Origin of the sequence: Qipengyuania sp. HL-TH1 (assembly GCF_036365825.1) — a bacterium.
Taxonomy (GTDB): Bacteria; Pseudomonadota; Alphaproteobacteria; order Sphingomonadales; family Sphingomonadaceae; genus Qipengyuania; species Qipengyuania profunda.
This window is the reverse complement of sequence record NZ_CP142675.1, coordinates 2,853,536-2,879,287: the sequence shown is the minus strand read 5'-3', so window position 1 is coordinate 2,879,287 and position 25,752 is coordinate 2,853,536. Positions and strand designations below refer to the sequence as shown.

At 65.1% G+C, this 25,752-nt stretch carries 26 protein-coding genes; 15 read left to right on the top strand and 11 right to left on the bottom strand.

What is annotated here, in order from left to right; all coding sequences use genetic code 11:
• Positions 1-81: 81 nt before the first annotated feature.
• From clpA to VWN43_RS14665, 4 genes are all read left to right on the top strand, one after another.
• Entirely contained in the window at positions 82-2,469 is a 2,388-nt protein-coding gene (gene clpA, locus VWN43_RS14680; RefSeq protein ID WP_320181228.1) for an ATP-dependent Clp protease ATP-binding subunit ClpA, read from the top strand.
• Between the two features lie 69 nt (positions 2,470-2,538).
• Positions 2,539-3,546 carry a ligase-associated DNA damage response exonuclease gene (locus tag VWN43_RS14675; RefSeq protein ID WP_320181229.1) on the top strand — a complete coding sequence of 336 codons (1,008 nt, stop codon included), beginning with the start codon at positions 2,539-2,541 and terminating at the stop codon, positions 3,544-3,546.
• A gap of 2 nt (positions 3,547-3,548) precedes the next feature.
• Positions 3,549-5,141, top strand: coding sequence for a cisplatin damage response ATP-dependent DNA ligase (locus tag VWN43_RS14670; RefSeq protein WP_320181230.1), 1,593 nt, complete (start codon positions 3,549-3,551; stop codon positions 5,139-5,141).
• Positions 5,142-5,171: 30 nt separating this feature from the next.
• Positions 5,172-5,813: a YoaK family protein gene (locus VWN43_RS14665; RefSeq protein ID WP_253520895.1), complete on the top strand. Its 642-nt coding sequence runs from the start codon at positions 5,172-5,174 to the stop codon at positions 5,811-5,813.
• Here the strand turns inward: VWN43_RS14665 and VWN43_RS14660 are convergent.
• From VWN43_RS14660 to VWN43_RS14635, 6 genes are read right to left on the bottom strand one after another with little or no spacing between them, the layout of a single operon-like run.
• Positions 5,810-6,088, bottom strand: coding sequence for a DUF167 domain-containing protein (locus VWN43_RS14660; RefSeq protein ID WP_253520898.1), 279 nt, complete (start codon positions 6,086-6,088; stop codon positions 5,810-5,812). The two genes, VWN43_RS14665 and VWN43_RS14660, sit on opposite strands and share 4 nt — an antisense overlap.
• Complete coding sequence (locus tag VWN43_RS14655; RefSeq protein ID WP_253520901.1) at positions 6,069-6,644, bottom strand: gamma carbonic anhydrase family protein; 576 nt, start codon at positions 6,642-6,644, stop codon at positions 6,069-6,071. The genes VWN43_RS14660 and VWN43_RS14655 overlap by 20 nt, the downstream gene beginning before the upstream one ends.
• Positions 6,641-7,198: a GNAT family N-acetyltransferase gene (locus tag VWN43_RS14650; protein ID WP_320181231.1), complete on the bottom strand. Its 558-nt coding sequence runs from the start codon at positions 7,196-7,198 to the stop codon at positions 6,641-6,643. The genes VWN43_RS14655 and VWN43_RS14650 overlap by 4 nt, the downstream gene beginning before the upstream one ends.
• Positions 7,191-7,748: a GNAT family N-acetyltransferase gene (locus VWN43_RS14645; RefSeq protein ID WP_253520909.1), complete on the bottom strand. Its 558-nt coding sequence runs from the start codon at positions 7,746-7,748 to the stop codon at positions 7,191-7,193. The genes VWN43_RS14650 and VWN43_RS14645 overlap by 8 nt, the downstream gene beginning before the upstream one ends.
• Positions 7,741-8,739 (bottom strand): porphobilinogen synthase, encoded by a 999-nt coding sequence (hemB, locus tag VWN43_RS14640; protein WP_253520913.1) that lies wholly within the window; start codon positions 8,737-8,739, stop codon positions 7,741-7,743. Before hemB ends, VWN43_RS14645 begins: the two co-directional genes overlap by 8 nt.
• Before the next feature lie 37 nt (positions 8,740-8,776).
• Complete coding sequence (locus tag VWN43_RS14635) at positions 8,777-10,384, bottom strand: M23 family metallopeptidase (protein WP_320181232.1); 1,608 nt, start codon at positions 10,382-10,384, stop codon at positions 8,777-8,779.
• A 201-nt stretch (positions 10,385-10,585) separates the two neighbouring features.
• Between VWN43_RS14635 and VWN43_RS14630 the strand changes: the two genes are divergently transcribed.
• From VWN43_RS14630 to VWN43_RS14595, 8 genes are all read left to right on the top strand, one after another.
• Entirely contained in the window at positions 10,586-13,090 is a 2,505-nt protein-coding gene (locus VWN43_RS14630) for a helicase-related protein (RefSeq protein ID WP_320181233.1), read from the top strand.
• Positions 13,091-13,103: 13 nt separating this feature from the next.
• Positions 13,104-13,361 carry an RNA-binding S4 domain-containing protein gene (locus VWN43_RS14625; RefSeq protein ID WP_253520923.1) on the top strand — a complete coding sequence of 86 codons (258 nt, stop codon included), beginning with the start codon at positions 13,104-13,106 and terminating at the stop codon, positions 13,359-13,361.
• Between the two features lie 51 nt (positions 13,362-13,412).
• Positions 13,413-13,751 carry a ferredoxin FdxA gene (gene fdxA, locus VWN43_RS14620; protein ID WP_253520928.1) on the top strand — a complete coding sequence of 113 codons (339 nt, stop codon included), beginning with the start codon at positions 13,413-13,415 and terminating at the stop codon, positions 13,749-13,751.
• Positions 13,752-13,763: 12 nt separating this feature from the next.
• Positions 13,764-14,546 (top strand): YihY/virulence factor BrkB family protein, encoded by a 783-nt coding sequence (locus VWN43_RS14615; RefSeq protein ID WP_320181234.1) that lies wholly within the window; start codon positions 13,764-13,766, stop codon positions 14,544-14,546.
• A gap of 227 nt (positions 14,547-14,773) precedes the next feature.
• Positions 14,774-15,307, top strand: a complete 534-nt coding sequence (locus VWN43_RS14610; RefSeq protein ID WP_050601467.1) for a CarD family transcriptional regulator — start codon at positions 14,774-14,776, stop codon at positions 15,305-15,307.
• Between the two features lie 156 nt (positions 15,308-15,463).
• The gene (locus tag VWN43_RS14605) at positions 15,464-16,201 is read left to right on the top strand and encodes a head GIN domain-containing protein (protein WP_320181235.1); all 738 of its coding nucleotides are present in this window, start codon (positions 15,464-15,466) and stop codon (positions 16,199-16,201) included.
• 114 nt (positions 16,202-16,315) lie between these two features.
• A complete protein-coding gene (locus VWN43_RS14600; protein ID WP_320181236.1) occupies positions 16,316-17,128 on the top strand; it encodes a head GIN domain-containing protein in 813 nt (270 codons plus the stop codon).
• A 53-nt stretch (positions 17,129-17,181) separates the two neighbouring features.
• Positions 17,182-17,514: a hypothetical protein gene (locus VWN43_RS14595; RefSeq protein WP_253520943.1), complete on the top strand. Its 333-nt coding sequence runs from the start codon at positions 17,182-17,184 to the stop codon at positions 17,512-17,514.
• Here the strand turns inward: VWN43_RS14595 and VWN43_RS14590 are convergent.
• Positions 17,511-18,440 (bottom strand): L-threonylcarbamoyladenylate synthase, encoded by a 930-nt coding sequence (locus VWN43_RS14590; RefSeq protein ID WP_330767634.1) that lies wholly within the window; start codon positions 18,438-18,440, stop codon positions 17,511-17,513. The genes VWN43_RS14595 and VWN43_RS14590 overlap by 4 nt on opposite strands.
• 47 nt (positions 18,441-18,487) lie before the next feature.
• Between VWN43_RS14590 and VWN43_RS14585 the strand changes: the two genes are divergently transcribed.
• Positions 18,488-20,227 (top strand): acyl-CoA dehydrogenase family protein, encoded by a 1,740-nt coding sequence (locus tag VWN43_RS14585; protein ID WP_320181237.1) that lies wholly within the window; start codon positions 18,488-18,490, stop codon positions 20,225-20,227.
• A 1-nt stretch (position 20,228) separates the two neighbouring features.
• Here VWN43_RS14585 and VWN43_RS14580 read toward each other — a convergent pair whose 3' ends face one another.
• The gene (locus tag VWN43_RS14580; RefSeq protein WP_320181238.1) at positions 20,229-21,689 is read right to left on the bottom strand and encodes a PQQ-dependent sugar dehydrogenase; all 1,461 of its coding nucleotides are present in this window, start codon (positions 21,687-21,689) and stop codon (positions 20,229-20,231) included.
• 76 nt (positions 21,690-21,765) lie between these two features.
• Between VWN43_RS14580 and VWN43_RS14575 the strand changes: the two genes are divergently transcribed.
• Positions 21,766-22,248: a GAF domain-containing protein gene (locus VWN43_RS14575; RefSeq protein WP_320181239.1), complete on the top strand. Its 483-nt coding sequence runs from the start codon at positions 21,766-21,768 to the stop codon at positions 22,246-22,248.
• Between the two features lie 124 nt (positions 22,249-22,372).
• Positions 22,373-23,323 (top strand): glycine zipper 2TM domain-containing protein, encoded by a 951-nt coding sequence (locus VWN43_RS14570; protein ID WP_320181240.1) that lies wholly within the window; start codon positions 22,373-22,375, stop codon positions 23,321-23,323.
• A gap of 54 nt (positions 23,324-23,377) precedes the next feature.
• On the opposite strand, the gene VWN43_RS14565 is transcribed toward VWN43_RS14570, so the two are convergent.
• Genes VWN43_RS14565 through rsmG form a run of 3 tightly spaced genes read right to left on the bottom strand, consistent with a single transcriptional unit; the run spans position 23,378 to position 25,712 of the window.
• Complete coding sequence (locus tag VWN43_RS14565; RefSeq protein WP_320181241.1) at positions 23,378-24,352, bottom strand: ParB/RepB/Spo0J family partition protein; 975 nt, start codon at positions 24,350-24,352, stop codon at positions 23,378-23,380.
• Positions 24,349-25,140 (bottom strand): ParA family protein, encoded by a 792-nt coding sequence (locus VWN43_RS14560; protein WP_320181242.1) that lies wholly within the window; start codon positions 25,138-25,140, stop codon positions 24,349-24,351. Before VWN43_RS14560 ends, VWN43_RS14565 begins: the two co-directional genes overlap by 4 nt.
• Complete coding sequence (gene rsmG / locus VWN43_RS14555) at positions 25,137-25,712, bottom strand: 16S rRNA (guanine(527)-N(7))-methyltransferase RsmG (RefSeq protein WP_420493564.1); 576 nt, start codon at positions 25,710-25,712, stop codon at positions 25,137-25,139. Before rsmG ends, VWN43_RS14560 begins: the two co-directional genes overlap by 4 nt.
• Between the last annotated feature and the right edge of the window lie 40 nt (positions 25,713-25,752).

Sequence of the window (25,752 nt, the reverse complement as noted above, 5' to 3'; positions counted from 1 at the left end):
CGAGCATACAGCATTGGCTAACCTTCGGCCCATAGGCTGTCCCGTATTCGCCCCGTGCGAATCCCATGAGAAAGACATCTGATGCCCAGCTTTGCCGCCAATCTCGAAAAGACCCTCCACGCCGCACTCACCGATGCGGGCGAGCGCCGGCACGAATATGCGACGCTCGAACACCTGCTGCTCGCACTGATCGACGACGAGGATGGCGCGCAAGTGATGTCCGCCTGCGGGGTCGACCTCGGTGAACTGACCGCGGTGGTGAAGCAGTATCTCGAACAGGAATACCAGTCGCTGCAATCGGACGAAACCGCCGACCCGCAGCCGACCGCGGGGTTCCAGCGGGTGATCCAGCGCGCAATCCTGCATGTCCAGTCGAGCGGCAAGGATACGGTGACCGGCGCCAATGTGCTGGTCGCGCTGTTTTCCGAACGCGACAGCTATGCGGTCTATTTCCTCCAGCAGCAGGATATGAGCCGGCTCGACGCGGTGAGCTTCATCAGTCACGGCATCGGCAAGGGCGGCAAGCAGGTCGAAAGCCGTCCTTCGCAAGGCGCCGAAGAAGGCGAGGCGCAAAGCGAGGACAAGGCGGCCGAAAAGGGCAAGAAGGAAACCGCGCTCGACCAGTTCACCGTCAATCTCAACAAGAAGGCCGAAGATGGCCGGATCGATCCGCTGATCGGCCGCGGGCCCGAGGTCGACCGGACGGTCCAGATCCTGTGCCGCCGGAGCAAGAACAACCCGCTTTATGTCGGTGATCCCGGCGTCGGGAAAACCGCCATTGCGGAAGGTCTTGCGCGCAAGATCGTCGAAGGCGAAGTGCCCGAAGTGCTGCAGGACGCGGTGATCTATTCGCTCGACATGGGCGCGCTGCTTGCCGGGACGCGCTATCGCGGCGATTTCGAGGAGCGACTGAAGCAGGTCGTGAATGAGCTCGAAGGCATGCCCGATGCGATCCTGTTCATCGACGAAATTCACACGGTCATCGGCGCGGGCGCGACCAGTGGCGGGGCGATGGACGCATCCAACCTGCTCAAGCCGGCGCTGAGTTCGGGCGCGATCCGCTGCATCGGCTCGACCACCTACAAGGAGTTCCGCAACCACTTCGAGAAGGACCGCGCGCTGCTGCGCCGCTTCCAGAAGATCGATGTGAACGAGCCCACGATCGAAGACACGATCAAGATCCTCAAGGGGTTGAAGACCGCGTTCCAGGACCACCACAAGGTGACCTACACGGTCGACGCGCTCAAGACTGCGGTCGAGCTGTCGGCGCGCTACATCAATGATCGCAAGCTGCCCGACAAGGCGATCGACGTGATCGACGAGGTCGGCGCGATGCAGATGCTGGTGCCGCCCAGCCGGCGCAAGAAGAAAATCACCGCGCGCGAGATCGAGGCGGTGATCGCGACCATGGCGCGCATCCCGCCCAAATCGGTATCGAAGGACGACAAGAGGGCGCTCGAAAATCTCGACCGCGACCTGCGACGGGTCGTCTTCGGGCAGGATGCGGCGGTGAAGAAGCTGTCGACCGCGATGAAGCTGTCGCGCGCGGGCCTGCGCGATCCGGACAAGCCGATCGGCTCGTTCCTGTTCAGCGGCCCGACCGGTGTGGGCAAGACCGAGGTCGCGCGCCAGCTCGCCAGCATCATGGGGATCGAACTCAAGCGCTTCGACATGTCCGAATACATGGAACGCCACAGCGTTTCGCGGCTGATCGGCGCGCCTCCGGGCTATGTTGGTTACGACCAGGGCGGGCTGCTGACCGATGCGGTCGACCAGAACCCGCATTGCGTGTTGCTGCTCGACGAGATCGAGAAAGCGCATCCCGACCTGTTCAATATCCTGCTGCAGGTGATGGATAACGGCCGGTTAACCGACCATCACGGCAAGACGGTCGATTTCCGCAATGTCGTGCTGATCATGACCACCAATGCGGGCGCGGCCGACATGGCGAGCCAGGGAATTGGCTTTGGCGACGTGTCGAAGGAAGATGCGAGCGAGGAAGCGGTGAAACGCATGTTCACCCCCGAGTTCCGCAACCGCCTCGATGCGGTGGTGCCCTTCGCCTATCTGGGCCGGGATACCGTTGCGCGCGTGGTCGACAAATTCATCCTCCAGCTCGAGCTGCAACTGGCCGAACAGAATGTCGATATCCAGTTCGACCAGGACGCCCGCGCATGGCTGGCGGACAAGGGCTACGACCGCCTCTATGGCGCGCGTCCGATGGGCCGCCTGATCCAGGAAAAGATCAAGCAGCCGCTCGCCGAGGAACTGTTGTTCGGCAAGCTGGCCGATGGCGGCGAGGTTTCGGTGACGATGAAGGACGGCAAGCCGAGCTTCGAGCTGACCCCTGCCCCGCCCAAGGCCAAGCGCAAGGCGCCGCCGCGCAAGAAGGCCGCAGAGAAGAAGGCACCGGCGAGCAAGAAACCGGCGGCCGATGCCAGCGAAAGCACCGACGAGAGCGAAAGCTGAGCGGCAGGAAAAACCACTGCGAGGGGGCGCCACCGGGAACGGTTGGCGCCCCTTTCGTTTGAATCGGGGATGGCTGCAGCCCCCTTCTCCTGGATCAAACCCGAACCGCACGGTATCCATGTCGTCCCCGCCGACTGCTGGATCGACCCCAGCCGCGCGGTCGACCGGGCGCTGGTTACGCACGGCCATGCCGATCATGCGCGCGGTGGCCATGGCCAGACCGTGGCAACCCCCGCCACGCTGGCGATCATGGAGTTGCGCTACGCAACTAAGGAGGGCGCTACTCCGGTCGAATATGGCGAGACGATCAGCCTGCCCGGCGGCGTCGAGGCGACCTATATCCCCGCCGGCCATGTGCTCGGCAGTGCGCAGATCCTGCTCGAACATGCGGGCGAGCGCGTGGTGGTAACCGGCGATTACAAACGCCGAGCCGATCCGACCTGCCCCCCGTTCCAGGTCACCCCGTGCGATATCTTCATCACCGAGGCGACCTTCGGGTTGCCGGTGTTTTGCCACCCGCCGATCGAGGAGGAAATGGCCAAGCTGCTCGAACGGCTCGCCGCGCATCCCGATCGCTGCGTGCTGGTCGGCGCCTATGCGCTGGGCAAGGCGCAGCGGGTCATCGCCGAACTACGCCGCGCGGGCCATATGGACCCGATCTACCTGCATGGCGCGATGGAGAAGATGTGCCGGCTCTATGAAGAGCACGGCGTGGATCTCGGCGAATTGCGGCTGGTCGCGGATTACACGAAGGACGACATGCGCGGCGCGGTGGTGGTGAGCCCGCCATCGGCGCTCAACGACCGCTGGAGCCGCCGCTTGCCCGACCCGATTACGGCAATGGCGAGCGGCTGGATGCGCGTGCGCCAGCGCGCCCGGCAGCGCAATGTCGAGCTGCCGCTGGTGATTTCGGACCACGCGGACTGGGGCGAATTGACGCGCACGATCAAGGAAGTCGATGCGGCGGAAAACTGGATCACTCACGGGCGCGAAGATGCACTGCTGCGCTGGTGCCAGCTCAATCAGCGCCGTGCACGGGCGCTGGCGATGGTGGGATATGAGGATGAGGACGACTAGCGGTGGAGGAGTTTGCCGCCCTGATCGACGCGCTGGTCTACACCCGCAGCCGCAACGAGAAGCTGCGGCTGATCGCGGAATATCTGCGCGCGACGCCCGATCCGGATCGCGGCTGGGCGCTGGCAGCGCTGGGCGACGGGCTCGATTTTCCCGCGGTCAAAAGCTCTACCATCCGCAATCTGCTCAAGGACCGGGTCGATCCGGTGCTGTGGACGCTGAGCCGCGACTTCGTCGGCGATACGGCCGAAACCGCGAGCCTGCTGTGGCCCGCACCCGATCAGGCGCCATCGCCGCCCACGGTTAGCGAAGCGGTCGAACAGCTTGCCGCAATGAACCGCAAGAGCGTGCTCACCGAATTGCCCCGGCTGCTCGATCGGCTCGATCCATCGGGCCGCTATGCGCTGCTCAAGCTGGCGACCGGGGGAATGCGCATCGGGGTCTCCAGCCGCCTCGCCAAGACCGCGTTTGCGCAGGCTTTCGACGTCTCGGTCGACGAGGTGGAGGAATATTGGCACGGGCTCGACGCGCCCTATGACGCGCTGTTCGGATGGGCCGCGCGCGGCGAGGCACCGCCCGATATCGCCAATCTGCCGACCTTCCGCCCTTTCATGCTCGCACATCCGCTCGAGGAGACCACGGTCGATCTGGCGGACTATGCCGCCGAGTGGAAGTGGGACGGCATTCGCGTGCAACTGGTCCGCGCAGGCGAGGAAACCCGTGTCTACTCGCGTTCGGGCGACGATATCTCCGCGACCTTTCCCGAGCTGCTCGACGCGCTGCCCTTCCCCGCAGTGCTCGACGGCGAACTGCTGGTGCGCGGTTCGGCGCAGGGCGGCGAGGAAGGCGGAGCGGCAAGTTTCAACGCGCTGCAGCAGCGGCTGGGGCGCAAGACCGTCAGCAAGAAGATGCTGCAGGACTATCCGGCGTTCGTGCGACTCTATGACACGCTGCTGATCGAGGGCGAGGATGTGCGCACCCTCGCATGGAGCGAGCGCCGCGACCGACTCGAAGCGCTGATGACGCGGCTGCCCGACAGCCATTTCGATATCAGCAAGGTGGTGCAGGCGAGCGATTTCGAGCACCTCGCGCAGATCCGCGAAGGCAGCCGCGACGATGCGATCGAAGGCCTGATGCTCAAGCGCAAGGACAGCCCCTATATCGCCGGGCGGCGAGTCGGCTATTGGTACAAGTGGAAGCGCGACCCGCTGCTGGTCGATTGCGTGCTGATGTATGCGCAGCGCGGTTCGGGAAAAAGGTCTAGCTTCTTTTCCGATTACACCTTCGGTTGCTGGGATGGCGATCCCGACCAGGGCGCCGATCTGCTGCCCGTGGGCAAGGCCTATTCGGGCTTTACCGACGAGGAGCTGAAAAAGATCGACCGCCACGTGCGGCAGAATACGATCAACCGTTTCGGACCGGTGCGCGAAACCGAGAAGACACTGGTGTTCGAAGTCGCATTCGACAGCGTGCACGAAAGCAAACGGCACAAATCGGGCCTCGCAATGCGGTTTCCGCGCATCCACCGCATCCGTTGGGACAAGCCGCCGCATGAAGCGGATCGTATCGAGGCCCTGCGAGTGCTTATCCGGGATTGAATTCTGCGCAACAGTCCGCATGGTGCTGCGATGCAACGCTACGATCGCAGCCGCCAGAAACTCGCCGTAGGGCTGGCATTCCTCGCCGGCCAGGTCGATGCCATCGGCTTCGTCGTTGCAGGCGGCTATTTCACCTCTTTCATGTCGGGCAACACGACGCGGCTTGGCGTCGAGCTGATCGCCGATCGCGCGCTGGCGTGGATCCCGATCCTCGTCATCGCCTGCTTTATCGGGGGCGTGATCGCCGGTGCGCTGGTCGCGTTTGGCCGACAGGGACAGCACAAGCGCATTCTGCTCGCCATGGTCACCGCGGTGCTTGGAACAGCCACGCTGGCACTGGGGAATGCCCACGACATGGTCTTCCTCGCGCTCGCCGCCGCGGCGATGGGAGTCGCCAACAACGTCTTCTCGCGCGAGGGCGAGGTGACCGTCGGGGTGACTTATATGACGGGGGCGCTGGTGCGCTCAGGCCAGGGGGTGGCAGCGCGCATTCTCGGACGTCCGAGTGAAGCCATGCGCGGCTATCCCACGCTGTGGCTGGCGCTGGCGGTGGGCGCGGTATGCGGTGCCTGCCTCTATGCAGTGCACCCCCTTGTCGCCGCAGCAGCAGCGGCGGGCCTCGCGCTGCTGCTGTTCGCCTTCGCGGTCAGGATCGAGACACGCGCTGCCTAAGGATCGAGCTGGAGCACCTTTTCACGCGAAGTCGCGCCGCGCACAATCCGACAGCGTGACGTCGCGACCCCAAGAGCGCGCGCCACCAGTTTCACGACTGCGGTATTGGCAGCCCCATCGCTGGGCTTGGCGCGTACCTTTACCAGCACCCGGCCCTCTTCCACGCTGATCGCTTCGGTCCGGGCGCCGGGCGTCACACGGAGGCGTAGCTGGTCGCCGGCCACCAGGTCCCATAGCGCTGCGGGGTCGGGCAGGTCAGCCTTGGGCCGCGGCATCGACGACCGCGGCGGCGTGATGTTTGGCATTCTCGGCATAATGCGCGACGCCCATCCGCATACCGGCGATGGCGGCATCGTCGAGATCGCGCATCTTGCGCGCCGGGCGGCCGCCCCACAATTCGCGCGCGGCCATCACCTTGCCTTCGGTCAGCATGGCACCGGCGGCGAGCATTGCATCCGAACCGATCACCGCCTTGTTCATCGCAATGGCGCCCAGGCCGACGAAGCCGCGATCCTCGATGGTGCAGCCATGGACCATCGCCATATGGCCGACCAATACGTCGTCACCGATGATGAGCGGCGAACCGCCCGGGTCGCCAGGGCGCTCGGGGTCGCAATGGCATACGCTACCATCCTGGATGTTCGACCGTTCGCCGATCACGATCCGGCTGACGTCGGCGCGCAGGACGCAATTGTACCACACTGAACTGTCTGCCCCGATCTCGACATTGCCGATGATCGTGCAGCCGGGCGCGATGAAGGCGCTATCGTGGATGCGCGGCGTGTGGCCGTGGATCGGGATGATGGTGACACCAGGGCGGCTCGCGGTCATTGGCTGCTCTCCCATTGCTCTTGCGTGAGCGAATACTGGATTGTCGGATTGTCTTCAGGCGGGAAGCCCGGGTCGGTGAAGTCGAGATCCTCGCGGCGGACCATGCCGAGCTTCTGCATCAGTTTCCAGCTTCCGGCATTGGCCTCGCTGGTCAGCGCGACGACATGCGGCGCATGAATGCGGGTAAAGGCCCAGTCGAGTACCGCGCGCATCGCCTCTTCGGCATAGCCGCGCCGCCAGCGGTCCTCGCGCACCAGCCAGCCGATTTCGTGATCGCCGACATTGGGCGCCAGCGGGTTGTCGACACGCTTGATCCCGCAATGGCCGACCATTTCGCCGCTCGCCTTTTCGATCATGAACAGGAAGCTGAAGCCCTCGCGGGCATACATCGCCATCGCCTTGGCGTGCTTGGCCTCGATCTCGTGCAATTCCTTGACGCCGCCAAGCCGCGCCATCACCGACGGCGTATTGAGCAGACGATCCTGTTCGATAGCGTCGCCTTCCTCGATCGTGCGCAGGATCAACCGGTCGGTTTCGGCGATGATATCAGTCACGATGGGCTGTCCAGGATGCGCGATCGGCCGAATAGACGATGATGACCGGGTCCTCCTTGTCGAACTCCGCATTGTCGAAATCGAGATCGTCGCGGCGGCGCATTCCCAGCCGCTGCATCAACCCCCAGCTGGCCGTGTTGCGCTGAACCGTCATGGCGATCACCTCTTCCGCATCGAACCGGTCGAAGGCAAGATCGAGCGAGGCGGTAGCCGCCTCTTTCGCATAGCCCCTGCCCCAGGCGTCTTCGCGCAGCCGCCAGCCCACTTCCATCATGCCGAGCGGGCCGCCCGCCTGATTGGAACGCTTGAGACCGCAGAAACCGAGGATCGCGCCATCGCTGCGGCGCTCGACGCACCAGAAGGTGTGGCCGAGTTCGCGTTCGTAGGAGAGCAGGCGCTGCTGCGCCGCATCGCGCTTCGCACCATCGCAAACCCCTCCCAGCCAGCGCATTACGCCGGGCGTATTGGTCCCGTCCCAGAAGAGCGGCCAGTCTTCCTCACGCCAGTCGCGCAGGATCAACCGGTCGGTCTCGTGGCGGAAGTCAGCCATTGAGCAATTGGGCGGCGCGCGGCGCGTGATAGGTCAGCACGCCGCTGCATCCGGCGCGCTTGAAGGCAAGCAGCTTCTCCATCAGCAACGCATCACGGTCGCCCACCCCGGCGGCGGCGCCGACCTCGATCAGCGCATATTCCCCGCTGACCTGATAGGCGAACACCGGCACGCCGAATTCCTGCTTGGCGCGCCAGATGATGTCGAGATAGGCGAGGCCCGGCTTGACCATCACGCTGTCGGCGCCCTCGGCGATGTCGAAGGCGATTTCGCGCAGCGCCTCGTCGCCATTGGCGGGGTCCATCTGGTAGCTTTTCTTGTCGCCCTTGAGCAGGCCGCCCGAGCCCACCGCGTCGCGGAACGGACCGTAGAAGGCCGAGGCGTATTTGGCGGCATAGGCCATGATCTGGACGTTGGGATGCTGGTTCATTTCCAGCGCCATGCGGATCGCCTTCACGCGGCCATCCATCATGTCGGACGGGGCGATGATATCGGCCCCCGCAGCGGCCTGGTTGACCGCCTGATCGACCAGCACCGCTACCGTATCGTCATTGACGACATAGCCGGCCTCGTCGAGCAGCCCGTCCTGGCCGTGGCTGGTATAGGGATCGAGCGCGACATCGGTGAGGATGCCGATATCGTTGCCGCAGGCATCGCGGACCGCCTTGATCGCGCGGCACATCAGATTGTCGGGATTGAGCGCCTCGGCCCCGTCATCGCTGCGCCGATCGGGCTGCGTGTTGGGGAACAGCGCGATGCAGGGGATGCCCAGATCGACCGCCTCCTTCGCGCGTTTGGCGATGTGGTCAACCGACCAGCGCGACACGCCCGGCAGGCTGGTAACGGGTTCCTCGACCCCGGAACCATCGGTGACGAACAGCGGCCAGATCAGATCGGCGGGCGTCAGCACGGTTTCGCGGTGCATGGCGCGGCTCCACCCGCTCGAACGGGTACGGCGTAGGCGCGTGGCGGGATAGTGGGCATTGGTCATTGCAGCGCAATGCCGCAAGCGCGCGCGGGGCGCAATCTCAGCTCCGCTTGGGCGGGGCCAGCTTGTCGATTTCGCGGACCGGTTCCGTAGCGGCGACTTCGGCCGCTGTCTGTTCGAGTTCGGACAATGCCGCGCCCGGTTCGACCGTTTTGATCCGCGCCAGCGCGTCCTTGAAGCGCCGCAGTTCGACACCGGCGAGCTGCGCGCGGGTGACATACTGGACCGAGGAGGGATCGATCGCGCGCCCGTTGCGGTACATTTCGTAATGCAGATGCGGGCCGGTGGAGAGGCCGGTCGAACCAACATAGCCGATGACCTGCCCGCGCCGAACGCTCTGACCGCGATTCACCGCGACCCGGCTCATGTGGCAATAGCGCGTGTCGAGCGAGGCATCGTGACGCAGGCGCACGGCGTTACCGCAGCCGCCCATCCGCCCGGCGCCGATCACGCGTCCATCGGTGACCGCCACGATCGGGGTGCCATAGCGCGCCTTGAAATCGAGGCCCGAATGCATCCGGCGATAGCCGAGGATTGGATGGCGCCGCATGCCGAAGCGCGAGGTGGTGCGCCCCGGAACGGGGGCCATCAGCCCGCCGCGCTGTTCGCCGACACCCGAGGCTTCGTAGAATTCGCCGTCGGAGCCCCAGCGCATCAGCTGCACGCGTGGCTGTTCGCCCCGGTCGAGCCCGGCATAGAGCAATTGCCCCGCCTGCCGTTCGCCCGTGGCGGCGCGGCGATGCGCCACGACGAAATCGAACGTGTCGCCCGCGCGTATATCGCGGTCGAGATTCACATATTGGCCGAGCGTCTTGAGATAGGCCTGCACTGCGCTCGCCGGGGCGCCTGCAGCGCGGGCCGAGCGATAGAGGCTGTCGCCCACCGTACCGCGAATACGCAAAGGGGTATCGTCGACGCGGATGACCTTTTTGGTCAGTGACAGGTCGGCCCCTTCGTCGAACCGGCCGATATCGAGTTCGAGATCGAACCGGGCGCGGAAAGCGATCGATTCGAGCGGGCGGGGCGCGCCCGGTGCAGGACGGCGGCCGAGCACGATGTCGAACGTCGTGCCGGGCTCGAGGTCGCTCAGCGCGGTCGCGCCCGCGACCAGTTCGGCAACGCGCAGGCTATCGTCGCGGCCCACGCCCGCACGGCGCAACATGCGTTCGAAGCTGTCGCCCTTGGCGAGTGTCGCAACCATATCGAGCGTCGGCCGCTCGGGCGCGCCAGCGAGCGGTTCGACCAGCGCGGTCGCCCCCATATGCCGGCCGCTGTCGGCGCCAAGCGCGAGCGGCAGGATCATCTGGCTGCGGTATTCGTCGCGCACCGCGTCGTCGATATGCGCGGGAGCGGCGGCTTCCAGCGGGGCGAAGCTTGGCCAGAAGGCCAGCGCCGCAGCCGTTAGGCCGACGAAGGTGCCCAGCCCGCGCAGCCAGCGCTTGCTGCCGATCTCGCTACCGAGGTCGGGCGCGAGATCGAGCTTTGCAATGCGGTGCGACAGGCGCTCGCGCGCATCGGCCCAGGAAAAGGCAGGCAAGGACACGGCGGAAAGGATCTGGTCATGCGCAAGCGCGGCAGCGGGTTGGCCCGGTCCGCCAGTTGCCTGCGGCCGGTCGCTCTCTTCCGAATCTGCATGGGACGTATACACGTCGCGTGTCCCTTCTATCTGGCCGCCCCGGCGGGGAAGCGAGCGGCCCGACCCGTGATGGTGGTCGTCTGCCCGCTTTGCCTGCCGAAACAAAGTAAAGAGCCGCTTAATATGCGGCCATGCGAGTCCGGAACGGGATGAATTGAATCCTCGGCGCGGCGAGTGGTTGCCCTTGCGTTCGCGCGCTGCCACCTAGGGCGCGTGCAGGATAGCGCGATCAAGGCGGTCCTCGGGCCCACCAATACCGGCAAGACGCATCTGGCGATCGAGCGCATGGTTGCGCATTCGAGCGGGTGCATGGGCTTTCCGCTGCGGTTGCTCGCGCGCGAGGTCTACGACCGGGTGCGCGCGATCAAGGGCGATGCGGCAGTCGCGCTGATTACCGGCGAGGAACGCGTCGAGCCCAAGGGCGCACGCTATATGTGCTGCACCGCCGAAGCCATGCCGCGCGACGGTGCGGGGGCCGCGTTCGTGGCCTTGGACGAAGCGCAGATCGGTGCCGACCGCGAGCGCGGCCATATCTTCACCGATCGGCTGCTCAACACGCGCGGCCGCGAGGAAACCATGCTGCTGGGCGCGGCCACGCTCGAGCCGCTGGTGCGGCAACTGATCCCCGAGGCCGAGATCTCCGATCGCCCCCGGTTCTCGACGCTCACGCATATCGGGCCGCGCAAGCTGTCGCGGCTCCCGCCGCGCAGTGCCATCGTCGCCTTCAGCGCGGAGCAGGTTTACGCCGTGGCCGAGATGCTGCGGCGGTTCCGCGGCGGCGCGGCGGTGGTGATGGGCGCACTGAGCCCCGAAACGCGCAACAAGCAGGTCGCATTGTTCCAGAATGGCGAGGTCGATTACATCGTCGCCACCGACGCCATCGGGATGGGGCTCAATCTCGATGTGAACCATGTCGCCTTCGCCGGGCTGAGCAAGTTCGATGGCGTGCGGATGCGCCGCCTGCTGCCAGCCGAGATGGCCCAGATCGCCGGGCGTGCGGGCCGCCACCAGCGTGACGGGACCTTCGGCACATTGGCGGGTACGACCAAGCATGGCACTGCACCCGAGTTCACCGAGGAAGAGATCTACGCGATCGAGGAGCATCGCTTCGCGCCGCTCACGCATCTGTACTGGCGCGAGCCCGAGCCGCGTTTCGCGTCGCTCGCCACACTGATGGCCGATCTCGAAGCCCCGCCCGAAGACCCCGCGCTACGGCTCGCACCGCAGGCGATCGATCTCGCCACGCTCAAGCGCCTGGCCGAGGAACCCGTGGCCGCCAATGTGCGCGGCGCGGGGATGGTGCGGCGGTTCTGGGAGGCCTGCTCGCTGCCCGACTTCCGCCAGCGCGGGCCCGATGTCCATGCGCGCTTCGTTGCGCGGCTGTGGCAGGACCTTGGCGTTGGCTATCTGGGGGCGGATTATGTTGCCGCGCGGATCAGCGAACTCGACAATATGGCCGGGGACATCGATACGCTGCAGGGGCGGATCGCGGCGATTCGCAGCTGGACCTATATTTGCCAGCGGCCCGATTGGGTGCTGGCGCGTGACGAAATGGCGTCCCGTGCGCGGGGCGTAGAGGCCAAATTGTCGGATGCGCTCCATGCGCGGCTGACCGAGAGATTCGTAAACCGGAGGACAGCAATCCTGATGAAGTCGTTAGGGCAGGATGCAGGCATGTTGCCGATCGAGATGAGTGACGATGGCGCGGTGACGGTAGAGGGCGAGGTGCTCGGCCATGTCGCCGGGCTGCGCTTTACCGTCGATCCTTCCGCTCGGCAGGAAGACCGCCGGATGCTGCTGGCCGCAGCGGAGAAAGCGCTGCCGCGGCTGCTGGGCGAGAAAGCCGTGGCGCTGGCCGGATCGGATTTCGGTGAGGTCGAACTGGCGCGCGGGGCAATCCGCTGGCGCGGACAGGAGCTGGCAAAGCTCGAGCACCGCGATGGCAGCGTGACGCCGCTGCTGGTGCCGTCACGCGAAGTGGCCGCGCTGCCCGATGCGGCGCGGGCCACGCTGCTCGCCGCGCTCGAAGGATGGCTCACGCAGAAGCTGAGTCCGCTCGAGCCGCTCGAGAAACTGCATCATGCCGCGAGCAATCCCGAGGCCGGATCGCAGGCGCGCGCGCTGCTGCTCAATCTCATCGCCGGGCATGGCTATGTCACCCGCGAGCAGGCGGGGATCGAGCATTTGCCCAAGGAAATGCGACCCTTCCTGCGCAAGATCGGGGTCACTTTCGGGGCGCTCGACATCTTTGCCGCGGCGCTGCTCAAGCCTGCGCCGCGCCAATTGCTCCATGCGCTTGGCCTCGACCGGCGCCCGGTGCAGGACGCAATGCTGCCGGTCATTCCCGACACGAAAAAGCTCCCTTCGGGCTACCGCCATGCCGGGAGCCAGGCGATCCGGATCGATCTGGTTGAGAAGATTCTACGCGCCGCTCACGAAACGCGCGCGAAGGCGCAAGCCAAGGATCGCAAGCGCAAATTCGTGCTCGACCTGGCATTGCCGATCTCGATTGGCCTCGAAGAAGGAAATATTTCCCGCTTGCTCGGTACTGCCGGGTTCCGGGTGCAAAAGGCCCGCCCGCTGGCCGAGGGGCAATTCGGCCCGCCGCGGCCCGACCGATGGGAATGGCGTCCCTCGCGCCGCAAGCAGGAACGGCAGAAACCCGTGCAGCCGCGCGAAGGCAGTGCCTTCGCCGCGCTTGCAGATCTGGTGCGTTGATGGCGCGCTGCGAGTGAGGATCGACCGGCTGCTGTGCTATTTGCGCTTCGTGCGCACACGCAGTGCCGCACATCGACTGGTCGAGGAAGGCCACATCCGCCGCAATGGCGAGCGGGTCACCCGCTGTTCGCGCGACATTGCCGAGGGCGATATTCTCACGCTGCCGCTTGGCGACAGGGTCCGCCTGATCGAAATCCGCACGCTGCCCGAGCGGCGCGGCCCCCCGCGCGAAGCCGAAGCCTGTTATCGGGACCTTGACCCGCAAGGATAATCCGCCCTAGCAGCGCGGGAAAGAGTATCACTTCGAGGGAATACGCTACCCATGACCTATGTCGTCACCGATGACTGCATCAAGTGCAAGTACACCGACTGCGTCGAGGTCTGCCCGGTCGACTGCTTCTACGAGGGCGAGAACATGCTCGTCATCAATCCCAGCGAATGCATCGATTGCGGCGTTTGCGAACCCGAATGTCCGGCCGAGGCGATTCTGCCCGATACCGAGGATGGGCTCGAGAAATGGCTCGAGCTGAACACCAAGTTCAGCGCCGAATGGCCGAACATCACCCAATCGAAGGAACCACCCGCCGAGGCCGACGAGCACAAGGGCGAAGAGGGCAAGTTCGACAAGTACTTCTCGCCCGAGCCCGGCGAAGGCGATTGATCGCGCCGGCGCGTGCTCGCTGATTTGAAGGCGGCCTGGCAGGCCGGCGACACCGACAATATCGGCATACTGGCAGCGGGAATCGCGCATTATGCGCTGCTCGCGCTGGTGCCTACGCTGGGTGCCCTCGTCCTCGGATATGGCCTGTTCGCCGACCCGAAAACGGTGGCTGCGCATGTCGACTTGCTCGCTGGGAGGCTTCCCGCCGCTGCCGCCGAACTGATCGGCGGTCAGCTGGAAAGCGTTGCCCAAGGCGCGTCCGGAGCCAAGGGCCTCGGCCTTCTGGTGTCGCTCGCAATCGCGCTGTTCGGTGCGCGCAATGGCGCGCGCTCACTAATGACCGGGATCAATATTGCCTACGGCACCAATGGCGCGCGCGGCTTCGTGAACGGAAATCTGGTCGCACTGGCGCTCACTGCAGCGGGCCTTTGCGGCTTTATTCTGGCGGCTATCGGGAGCGCGGCGCTGGCTGGGATCGGCGGATTTTTCGGCGGTCTTGTCAGCCTTGCTTTTCTGTTGGCGATCGCAGTTCTGGGCGCGGGCCTGTTGTACCGCTTTGCCCCGAACGGCCCCGCCCCGGCATGGTCGGCAATCTGGCCGGGCGCGATGACATTCGCGGTCCTCTGGCTCATCGCAACCGCGGCGTTCGGTTTCTATGCGGCGAATTTCGGCAGCTATAACGCCACTTACGGCGCGCTGGGTGCGGTTCTCGCGTTGATCACCTGGTTCTGGGCCACCGGTTTCCTGCTGCTCTTCGGGGCCGAACTGACCGCACTCCGCAACCGCCGCCTTTAGGGGCCGACGGAACCTTTTACCGCAGACTCGCAATATTGCGTCGGCTGTGCTATATAATGCAACAACTGAGCCGGTTTGCTCCCGGCCAGGTGTCCGAATTGAAAGGGCAGGCCACCAGCAACGTCAGCTTCGGTCCCAGACCGCACTCCCTTATGCGGGGCTGCGGCCAAGGGGTTCCTTGACGCTGCTGTTTCCTAACGGCCAAGCCCGAGGAAAGGAAAGATTGCATGGCAAGCAAGGCTGATGCCTTCGACGTTGGCGATTACGTTGTTTACCCCAAGCACGGCGTTGGCCGTGTGATCGAACTGCAGAGCGAGGAAATCGCCGGTATGCAGCTCGATCTCTATGTCCTCCGCTTCGAGAAGGAGCGCATGACGCTCCGCGTTCCGGTGAACAAGGTCGAATCGATCGGCATGCGCAAGCTGTCGAGCGACAAGACGCTCAAGGAAGCGATGGAAACGCTCAAGGGCAAGCCCAAGGTCAAGCGGACCATGTGGAGCCGCCGCGCCCAGGAATACGAAGCGAAGATCAATTCGGGCGAAATCGTCCTGATCGCCGAGGTCACGCGCGACCTGTTCCGCCCGGACGACCAGCCCGAGCAGAGCTATTCCGAACGCCAGATCTTCGAAGCCGCGTCGAGCCGCCTCGCGCGCGAACTCGCCGCGATGGAGAAGACCGACGAGCCGACCGCGCTCGAGAAGATTCTCGACGTGCTGCGCGAACATGCGCCACAATATTACGAGAACACCGAAGACGCGTAAGCGCGACGCTTCACGAACACGCAAGAGGGGGTGCCGCCGGGCGCCCCCTTTTTCGTTTCAGCGGTAATCCATCAAGCGATTACAACTGTCGACGAACGCGCTCGACATGGCAGGGCGAAGGTGGGAGCGTGGCGTCCAGCAATTCGGAGAACCGCCATGTTTCGTATCATCGCCGCCTGCACGCTCGGCCTCGCGGCCGTCACCGCCCTTCCCGCCAGCCCAGCCATGGCCGATAAGTCGTGGCGCTCCAGCCTGGACGATGCCGAGCCGATCCCGACCTCATGGACCGCGACCGGTCGGTTTGCGCAACTCACGCTCGCAGGGAGCGACGAGGTCATCGTCAGCCGCGGCGACCGCTGGCAAATCCGCGCAAGTGGCAGCCCGGCCGTGATCGCCGACCTGCGTTTCGAGGTCGAGGATGGCGATCTGCTGATCGGGCGTCGCTGGCGCCGTACGCCGGCCGCAGGCATGGCCCGCATCGAGGTGATCGCCCCCGATGTGGAAGCGGTTACACTGGCCGGATCGGGCATGCTGCGGGTCGACGCGATGAACGGCGAAGAGGTCGATGTCACCGTGGCCGGATCGGGTACGCTCGATATCGGACGGGTCGACGCTACCCGCTTGTCGGCGACGATCGCGGGGTCGGGCGATCTCGAAGTGGCGGGCCGCGCCGATCGCGGCCGGATCACCATCGCCGGTAGCGGCGGGATCGATGGCCGCCAGCTGCAGGTGGACGGTGCGAGCGTTTCGATCGCCGGGTCGGGCGATGCCCGTTTCCGCGCCAAAGGCCGCGTTTCCGCCAGTATCGTCGGCAGCGGCCATGCGCTGGTTACCGGTACCACCGACTGCACCCAGAGCCGCATGGGATCGGGGCATCTGACTTGTACACGCTGATCGGTGGGGGCGACGGCTGGCGCGCCCGCCGCGCCTCCGCAACCCTTTCCCTTGATGAAGAGGTGTCACTGTATTATATGGGCAATACGGACTGGCACAGGAAAGGACATTACCGTGACGATCCATCGAATTTTCAAGGGCTTCGCCCCGCTTGCTGCACTCGCCGGAGCAGCCCTTCTCGCCGGCTGCGATGGCATGAATATCAAGATTGGCGACAGCGAGGGTGTGCCGCTCGCCGAACTCGACATGAGCGGCCCCGCGCCCACCGAACTGGTTCTGGCCGGCCCCGATCGGGTCATCGTCACCGAAGGCGATGAGCTCGACATTACCGTCTCGGGCGACGATGCCGCAATCGAAGCGCTGCGGTTCTCGCTCGACGACGATTCGCTCGGTATCAGCCGCGAAAGCGATAGCTGGCGCGACAGGGGCGTCGCCACCGTGCGCGTGACCATGCCCAGCCTTACCGCGATGGTTCTCGCCGGGTCGGGTGATATCGAGGCAGCGTCGATGAGCGACGAGGCCAATGTCACCATCGCCGGTTCGGGCACCGCCAAGGTCGTGCGGATGGACGCGCGCTCGCTTGATCTCACTATTGCCGGATCGGGTGATTTCGAAGCCGCCGGCAGTGTCGGCGAGCTCGACATGACGATCGCCGGTTCGGGCCGAGCGCGCATGGCGGACCTCCAAGTCGGCAATGCCGACATTTCGGTCGCCGGTTCGGGCGATGCCGAATTCTCCTCCGACGGGGCGGTCGAGGCCAATATTATGGGCTCGGGCACGATTACCGTGAATGGCCGCGCGGACTGCACCGTCAGTGCGATGGGCTCGGGCAAGCTCAATTGCCGCGAAGTCCGCGCTGCGGAAACCGGTCCCGAGGCACCGCGCGCTCCCGACGGACCGGAAGCGCCCGAGGCACCCGAGGCCTAGTTCATCGACGGGTTAGCGATTATGGGCTAGGCGGCGCGGCGAAAGGAATTTCCATGCACCGCCTAGCCCTTCTTATCCTCCTGCCCGCCAGCGTGATGCTACCCGGCTGTCTTGCCAAGGCCGTGGTCGACGTCGCGACGGCGCCGGTAAAGGCGGTGAGCAAGGGCGTCGACCTTGCCACCACCAGCCAGTCCGAAGCCGACGAGAAGCGTGGCCGCGAGATCCGGCGGCGCGAGCAGCGCCTCGCCAAGCTCGAGCGCGACTATGAAAAGCAGCTCGACCAGTGCGAGGACGGCATTCGCCGCGCCTGCGACGAGGCGCGCGACACCTATGCCGAGATGCAGCAGATCATCCCGACGCTCCCCTACGAACCTGAAGACGATTAATTGGGCGGCGTCGCCGCGCGGCGCAGCCGGTCGTTGATCGCGACGCCGATCCCTGTTTGGGGGACCGGGGCGATGGCAATGCGGGGCTTGTCCGAGCGCGCGCCTTCGTGAAGGCAGGCGTAGAGACGCGCTGCCGCCTGAGTCAGATCGCCGCTGTCCGAAAGCGTGCAGTCGCCCTGAATTGCACCAAAACCGATCCAGAACTCGTCTGGCGCAACTTCTGAGGCCATCAGACGCACCGGCTTCCCCGGTGCGTAATGGCTCTCGAGCTGGCCCGGCGCTTCGATCGAGCCTGCGTTCGCAGCCGTCAGCCCGAGATCGATCGGGCCCGGGCGCAGAATGTCCACCGAGCCATCGCTGCGCACTGCTGCGATGGTGGACTCCAGCCCCCTGGTGCAATCCCCCCCGTCGAGGACCGCATCGATCCGGCCTCCGAGCGAGGCCAGAACATGCGTCGGCGAGGTAGGACTGATGAAACCGCTGCGATTCGCGGAAGGGGCCGCGAGCGGAAGACCGACCGCATCGAGCAAAGCGCGCATGACCGGGTGCGAGGGCATCCGCAGCGCCAGCGTATCGAGACCTGCCGTCACCGCGTCGGACAAGTCGGCAGCACGGCGGCGCGGCAGCACCAGCGTGAGCGGGCCGGGCCAGTGGTGCTGCGCCAGGCGTTCGGCGACGGGCGAGAATTCGGCCAGGGCACGCGCTTGCGCCAGCGATGCCACATGGACGATCAGGGGATTGAAGCTCGGTCGCCCCTTGGCCGCGTAGATCTTGGCGACCGCCGCGTCGCTATCGGCGCGGGCAGCGAGACCATAGACCGTCTCGGTCGGCACCGCGACAAGCCCGCCATCACGCAGGATTTTCGCGGCGCACGCGATGCCACCTTCCTCGACGTGAAGCGTTTCCGTAGCGTATTTGCCGCTCATGCCCGCGCGCTATATCTGCCTGCGCACAAAGCCAAGAGGATACCACCGTGACCTATACCCCCGCCACGCAGGACCAGCTGCTTGCCATCCGCGTCAATGCCGGCATCGAGGAGCTTGCCCAGTCCGAAAAGTTCGCCGCCGCAGAACCCGATATGGTCGAGGCGATCGTCGGCGGGATCGGCGAATTCGCGGCCGGCGAATGGGCCCCGCTCAACCGCGTGGGCGATCTCGAAGGCGCCAAGCTCGAAAACGGCGTGGTGCGCCTGCCCGGGGGCTTCGCCGAGGCCTATGAACACTATGTCGAGCAGGGCTGGAATGCGATTTCGGGGCCGGTGGAATTCGGCGGTCAGGGACTGCCCTTCACGCTCTCGTGCAATGTGCTCGAAAACCTCGGCACCGCGAACATGGCCTTCAACCTGCTTCCCATGCTGAGTGTCGGGTCGATCGAATCACTCGAACATCACGGCTCGAAGGAGCTGCAGGAGAAATATCTGCCCAAGCTGGTCAGCGGCGAGTGGTCGGGCACGATGAACCTGACCGAACCGCAGGCGGGCTCCGATGTCGGGGCGCTGCGGACCACGGCCCAGCCGATTAGCGAGGGTGAGCATGCGGGCAAGTACCGCATCAAGGGCCAGAAGATTTACATTACCTGGGGCGAGCACGAGCTGGCGAAGAACATCATCCACCTCGTCCTCGCGCGGCTGCCCGATGCGCCCGAGGGAACACGCGGCATCTCGCTGTTCATCGTCCCCAAGTATCATGTGAAAGACGATGGCACCCCCGGCGAGCGCAACGATCTGCGCTGCGTCAGCATCGAACACAAGCTGGGCATCAATGCCTCGCCCACCTGCGTGATGAGCTATGGCGACAATGGCGAGTGTATCGGCGAACTGGTCGGCGCAGAAAACCGCGGGTTGATGGCAATGTTCACGATGATGAACAATGCGCGCATCAATGTCGGCAACCAGGGCGTCCAGATCGGCGAGAGGGCGACCCAGCAGGCGCTCGACTTTGCCAGGGAGCGCATCCAGTCCGCGCGCGCCGGCTCACCCGACAAGGCACCCGTATCGATCATCGAGCACCCCGACGTGCGGCGCATGCTTCTACGGATGAAGGCGGTGACCGAAGGCGCGCGGGCGCTGCTCTATTATACTGCGGGCCAGGTCGACCGGGGCACGCTGGGCGACGCGGCTGCGGGGGCGCGCGGCGAAGTGCTGACTCCGCTGATCAAGGCATGGGGGACCGATATCGGGATCGAAGTCGCTAGCCTCGGCGTGCAGGTCCATGGCGGCATGGGCTTCGTCGAGGAAACCGGCGCCGCGCAGCATTGGCGCGATTCGCGCATTGCCCCGATCTATGAAGGCACCAATGGCATCCAGGCCGCCGACCTCGTCACCCGCAAACTCGGGCTTGACGGCGGCGAAGCGCTCACCGGGGTAATCACCGATGTGGCGCGCGAAGCCGCAGACGAACCCGCGCTTGCCGGGCTCGCGGCCGATTGCGCTGCAGTGGCTCAATGGATGCGCGAGGATGCCAGCCTCGACGATCGGCTGGCGGGTTCGGTGCCGTTCTGCACCATGTTCGCCGTGGCGGTGGCCGGGGCGCAGCTGGTGCGACAGTTGCGCGCGGTCGAAGACGGCGCTGCCCCCGGAATTGCTGCCACCAAGGCGGCCAGCGTGCGCTTTTTCCTCGACCGCATCGTCCCCGAAGCCGCGGGCCTCAAAAGCGCCGCTATGGCAGGCGGAGAGGCGCTTTACGCGCTCTCGGCCGACCAGCTCGTGGGCTGACCTATTCCGCGGTTACCCGCCGCGCATAGTCATCCTCGCCGAAGGTCGCCTGCTGCCCGCGCAATTCGCGCTGCGGGGGAAGGCGATCGCCGGTCACCCGTTCGATGCCCTGCTGCGCCTCGGCACCGGGAGCGAAGACGCGCCAGATAATCCCGGCAGTATCGTCCGAAACGAGCAGCGATCCGTCACCCGCCCATTCGACCCAGGTCGGGCGTCCGCGCGTCGTGCCGTCGTCCTGCAGGAAGCCCGTGAGCACGGGTACCGGCTTACCAACCGGATTGCCGCGCTCGTCAAAGGCGACATAGACCACGTCGTAGCCCGAGGGCGGCTTGCGGTTCCACGAGCCATGACGGGCGATCAATGCGCCACTGGCGAAGTTCTCACCCAATTTGGCGCCTTCGCGGCTGAAAACGAAACCCAGCGCAGCGACATGCGGGCCCAGCGCATATTCGGGCGTGCGCACATAGCTGATGGCCTGCGGGATCGGGTATTTGACCCGGCGATCGAAATTGTCGCCGTAATAGACCCAGGGCCAGCCATAATGCGCGCCTACGGGGACATTGGTCAGGTAGTCGGGCACCAGATCCGAACCGAGCATGTCGCGTTCGTTGACCGTGGTCCACAGTTCCCCCGACCAAGGGCTGAAATCGAGGCCATTGGCGTTGCGCAGGCCCGCGGCGAAGACACGCTGGCGGCCGGTTTCGAGATTGATTTCCCAGATCAGCGCGCGGCCTTCTTCGATCTCGAGCCCGTCCTCACCGATATTCGATTTGGAGCCGACTGCCGCATAAAGGCGGTTGCCATCGGGATGCAGCGCGAGATTGCGCATCCAGTGGCCGGTACCCTCGGCGAGATCGGCGATCTTGCGGCCTTCGCCGGTCACCTGGGTCGCGCCGAGTTCGTAATCGAATGCCAGCACTTCATCGTGATTGGCGACATAGAGCGTGTCGTCGCCCCAGGCGAGGCCCGAGGGCGAGTCGAGATCGTCGCGCAGGACGAACCGGCCTTCGGCCACCCCGTCGCCATCGCCATCGCGCAGCAGGACCAGCTGGTTGGCGCTGTCGCCGCCCGCGCCCGCCTTCCGGAACAGGAAGCCGGCGATGAGGTCGCGCAGCCAATTGCTCTCGCCGCCGCCAAGTTTAGGCGATTGGGTCAGCGAGACCAGGATATCGCCATTGGGCAGTGCCTGCAGCGTGCGCGGATGGTCGAGACCATCCGCGAACCGCGTGACCGCAAGGCCTGCGGCAGCGGTCGGGACTTCATCCTCGGCCCATCCCACCGGTTCGGCGATGGCAACGGTCGGGAAGCTTTCGGCTTCAGGCTCATCGAGCGTGGGATCGGTGCCCACGGTCTCCTCGAAAGCGACATCGGCGGTATCGCCCCGGGTGAAGAAATAACCGGCGACCAAAACCACCAGCAGGATGACGAGGAGCGCGATGCCCAGCTTCTTGAGGATTCCCATGGCGCGGGGATAAGCGAGCCTTGCTGCGGGAGCAATGGCCCTTGCAGCGCGGCGCGCGCACGCTACATCGCGCGCCATGTTCGATTTCCGCCCCGATCCAGCGACGCCCAAGCCCGAAGCCTATCGCCAGCTGCTCGATGCGGCCGAAGCGCTGACTGCGGGCGAACCCGATGCAGTCGCCAATATGGCCAATATCGCCGCGCTGCTGTGGGATTTCCTGCCCGATTTGAACTGGTCCGGCTTCTACCGCGTCATCGGCGACGAGTTGGTGCTTGGCCCCTTCATGGGACGCCCCGCCTGCATCCGTATTCCGATGGGCCAAGGGGTCTGCGGGGCAGCGGCGCGCGACGGTAGAACACAGCTCGTCGAAGACGTGCATTCATTCCCCGGCCATATCGCCTGCGATTCGGTCACCAACTCCGAACTGGTGGTCCCGGTGCTGCGGGACGGGGCAACCGTCGCGGTGATCGATCTCGATAGCCCCGCCAAGGCCCGGTTCGACCGCGACGATGCCAATGGTGTCGAGGCGTTGGCCCGCATGCTCGCAGACCGTATCTAAACTCTGCCGCCCCATTGCGGCACAGACGCAGGGGCAGCTTTTGCGCTCCGCAGGAGGGATGCTAAACAGGGCGTTAACGAAAGCGACGCGGCGTGATCCCGAGTCGCTTGAAGGAGCTCTTGCTATGATCGCCCGCACCGCCCTTGCCCTGACTGCTTCCTGCTTGGCGTTTACGTCAGGTGCAGCCCTGGCGCAGGAAACCATGTCCTATGAGACCGGTCAGTACGAATATGCACAGGCGCTGCCCGAGCTCGACGACGATGTGGTGACAGAAACCGTCACGAGCGAGCCCACCGGTACGGCGCGCGTCATTCCTGCGCGGCAGGCACCCCCGGTATTCGTCAGCAAGCCGACGATCCAGTCGATCGATCCCTCGGCTCCGGTCTATTATACCTATGAAGCGCCGAGCAGCGAAGCAGTCCCCGCCGCGCGGACGATCGCTGCACGGGGAACCGCCGCTACCGTGGTGCCGATCCAGCCGACCTATATCTACGTCCAGCAAATGCCGCAGGTGGTCTATAGTTACCCGGCACCGGTCAGCTATGCGGTGCCGGCCACGGGCGGCGCAGCGCGGGTGATTTATCCCGCCGGCGCTCCGGCCCAGGCTGTTCCCGCCGAGTATGGTTATGGCGCCGCGCCGGCGCAGCTTCCCTTCGGGTCGCAAGTCGTTGCCTTCGATCGCAATGCATGGCTCGAGGAATGCCGTGCCCGGCTCGACACTTACGAGACGGACAGCGACCGCGGTGAAATCATCGGCGCGCTTGTGGGCGGCGCGGCAGGCGGTTTGCTCGGTAACCGGATCGCAGGACGCGGGGATCGCATGGCGGGTACCCTGATCGGTGCGGGTGCCGGGGCGCTGGCCGGGATGGCCGCGGGTGACGCGATCGAGGACGGCAGTCGCCGCCGGACGAACAGCCAGGGCCAGTGTCAGGCCTATCTCGACGATTACATGCAGCAGGCGATGGCTAGCGCAGGAACTGTCCAGTACAACCAGGCGGGGCAGTATATGCTGATGCCGGTGACGGTCACCGTGCCGCAACGCGCGGTCTATCCCGACGGCAGCCCCGCCAACTAGGCTCTTGCCGGTATTCGTCCGGCCAAGGCTTCATACCATACGGGGCTTAGCCCACTAGATGTCGCCGCCCGTAAGCCTCTGACAAATAAGGTCTAATTGATCGAGTGTGCGGAACCGGATAGTCACGCTTCCGGTATTGGGCGTCGCGTCGGTAGAGATCTTTACCGGCATCCCGAGAAATTCCTCGAGATGGCTCTGGACCGCGTCGATATCTGCATTGCCCCCCGCCTCAGGCCTGTCTCCCGATCCGTTCTCGGCGGTCTGCCGGCTGCGCGGCTTGCGGGTGAGCGCTTCCATTTCGCGAACCGAAAGACCTTCGGAAACCGCCTTCCTCGCCAGTTCGGTCGCCTCTTCGCGGCCGATCAAGGCGCGCGCGTGGCCCATCGACAACGAACCCTCGGCCAAAAATGCCAGGATCGTATCAGGCAGCGCGAGAAGGCGCTGGAAATTGGCCACGTGGCTGCGCGATTTGTCGACCAGCTTGGCGATCTCGGCCTGCGTCATCCCCTCGTCATCGGACAGTTTCTGATAAGCGCGCGCTTCCTCGACAGGGTTGAGGTCCTCGCGCTGGAGGTTCTCGATAAGCGCGAGCGCCATCACCTCGCGCTGGTCCAGTTCGCGCACCAGCGCCGGAATTTTATGCAGGCGGGCCTTCTGCGCCGCCCGCCAGCGCCGTTCACCCGCGACCAGACGGTAACGTCCCCCGCCCAGCGGAGAAACAATGATGGGCTGGATCACGCCGCGCGACGCGATCGAAGACGCAAGCGATTCGAGCGCGTCTTCGTCGAAGCGGCTGCGCGGCTGACCCGGCAATGGCTCGATATCAGCCACGGGGATCGAGGCGAGGCCCTCGGTCGGTGCCGTGCGCGGTTCGGAATGGTCCGCCGGCGAACTGCCGCCGGAGCCGCTATCCTGCCGTACGAGCGGTTCTTCGCGGCGCGTCTCTCCCAGCAAGGCACCAAGTCCCTTGCCGAGCTTCTTCTTGCGGTCGATCGGTTTTGCTCCGGTATTCGATGCGGTTTCGCTCATGCCGCCTTCCTCTTTTCGGGTAGTCGTCCGATCAGCTCGCGCGCGAGACCGATATAGGCGCGGCTGCCCGAGCAATTGTGGTCATAGACCAGCGCGGGCATTCCGTGACTGGGCGCTTCGGAAAGCCGCACATTGCGCGGGATCACGCTGTCGAAGACGAGCTTGCCCAGGCAATCGCGCACATCGTCTGCGACCTGGTCGGTCAGCCGATTGCGGCGGTCGAACATGGTCAGAACGACGCCTACGATACCCAGATCGGTGTTGAACCCCTGCTGCACGCGCTCGACCGTCTGGAGTAGCTGGCTCAGCCCTTCCAGTGCGAAAAACTCGCATTGCAGCGGTACCAGAAGCGTATCGGCTGCGCAGAGCGCGTTGAGCGTCAGCAGTCCGAGCGACGGCGGGCAATCGATGAAGCAGACTTCGTATCCGGCGAAACTACCCCGTTCCTGCGCCGACAGCGCGTTGCGGAGGCGTGCGGTGCGATCGACCACCGACACCAGCTCGACTTCGGCGCCCGATAGATCCTGCGTTGCGGGCACGATATCGAGACCCGGAATGTCGGTCGGCTGTGCACATTCAGCCAAAGTGGCCTGGTCGAGCAGCAAATCGTAGCTGGTGTTTTCACGGTCGGCAGCCGCGACACCCAAGCCAGTCGATGCGTTTCCCTGCGGATCGAGGTCGATCAGAAGCGTTTTCCAACCCGTAGCAGCCATCGCCGTGGCGATGTTGATCGCGGTGGTGGTCTTGCCCACCCCGCCCTTCTGGTTGGCAATTGCGATCGTGATCATGCTTTGGCGCTCCACTTGCCGCGTCCGACGATGATTCCCGCTTCGGAATCGGTGTGCGATTGTTCCACGTGAAACATCGCGCGGCGATTCTTGGGCAGTTCGCTGACTTCTTGCGCTGCGGAACGCCCTTTGGGCAACACCCAGCAGGTGCTCCTTGTGGAGAAGCGCGCCGATAATGCGAGCAGGCGGTCGAGCGGTGCAAAGGCGCGCGCGGATATCACACCGGCATCGAATACCTCGACATTCTCCAGCCTGGTGCCCTCTATCCGGCAGTTTTCAAGGCCCATCAGGCTCACAGCCCGCGAAAGCCATTCGACCCGGCGCTTGCGCGATTCCACCAGAACCACCGGCATATCGGGTTTCATCGCGGCGATAACGACACCGGGGAAACCCGCCCCGCTCCCGAGATCGAGCCATGGCTGTGAGGCGGAAGGGGTGTCACACAGTGCCAGCAATTGCGCCGAGTCGGCAATATGCCGCTGCCAGATCTTCGAAAGCGTGGGCTTGGCGACCAAATTCTGCTGCTGGTTCTCGACCGGAAGCGCCTGAGCCAGGCGGTCGAGACGTTTCATGGCCTCCTCGTCGCACATACCGGCGACAAAGGCACGCGCA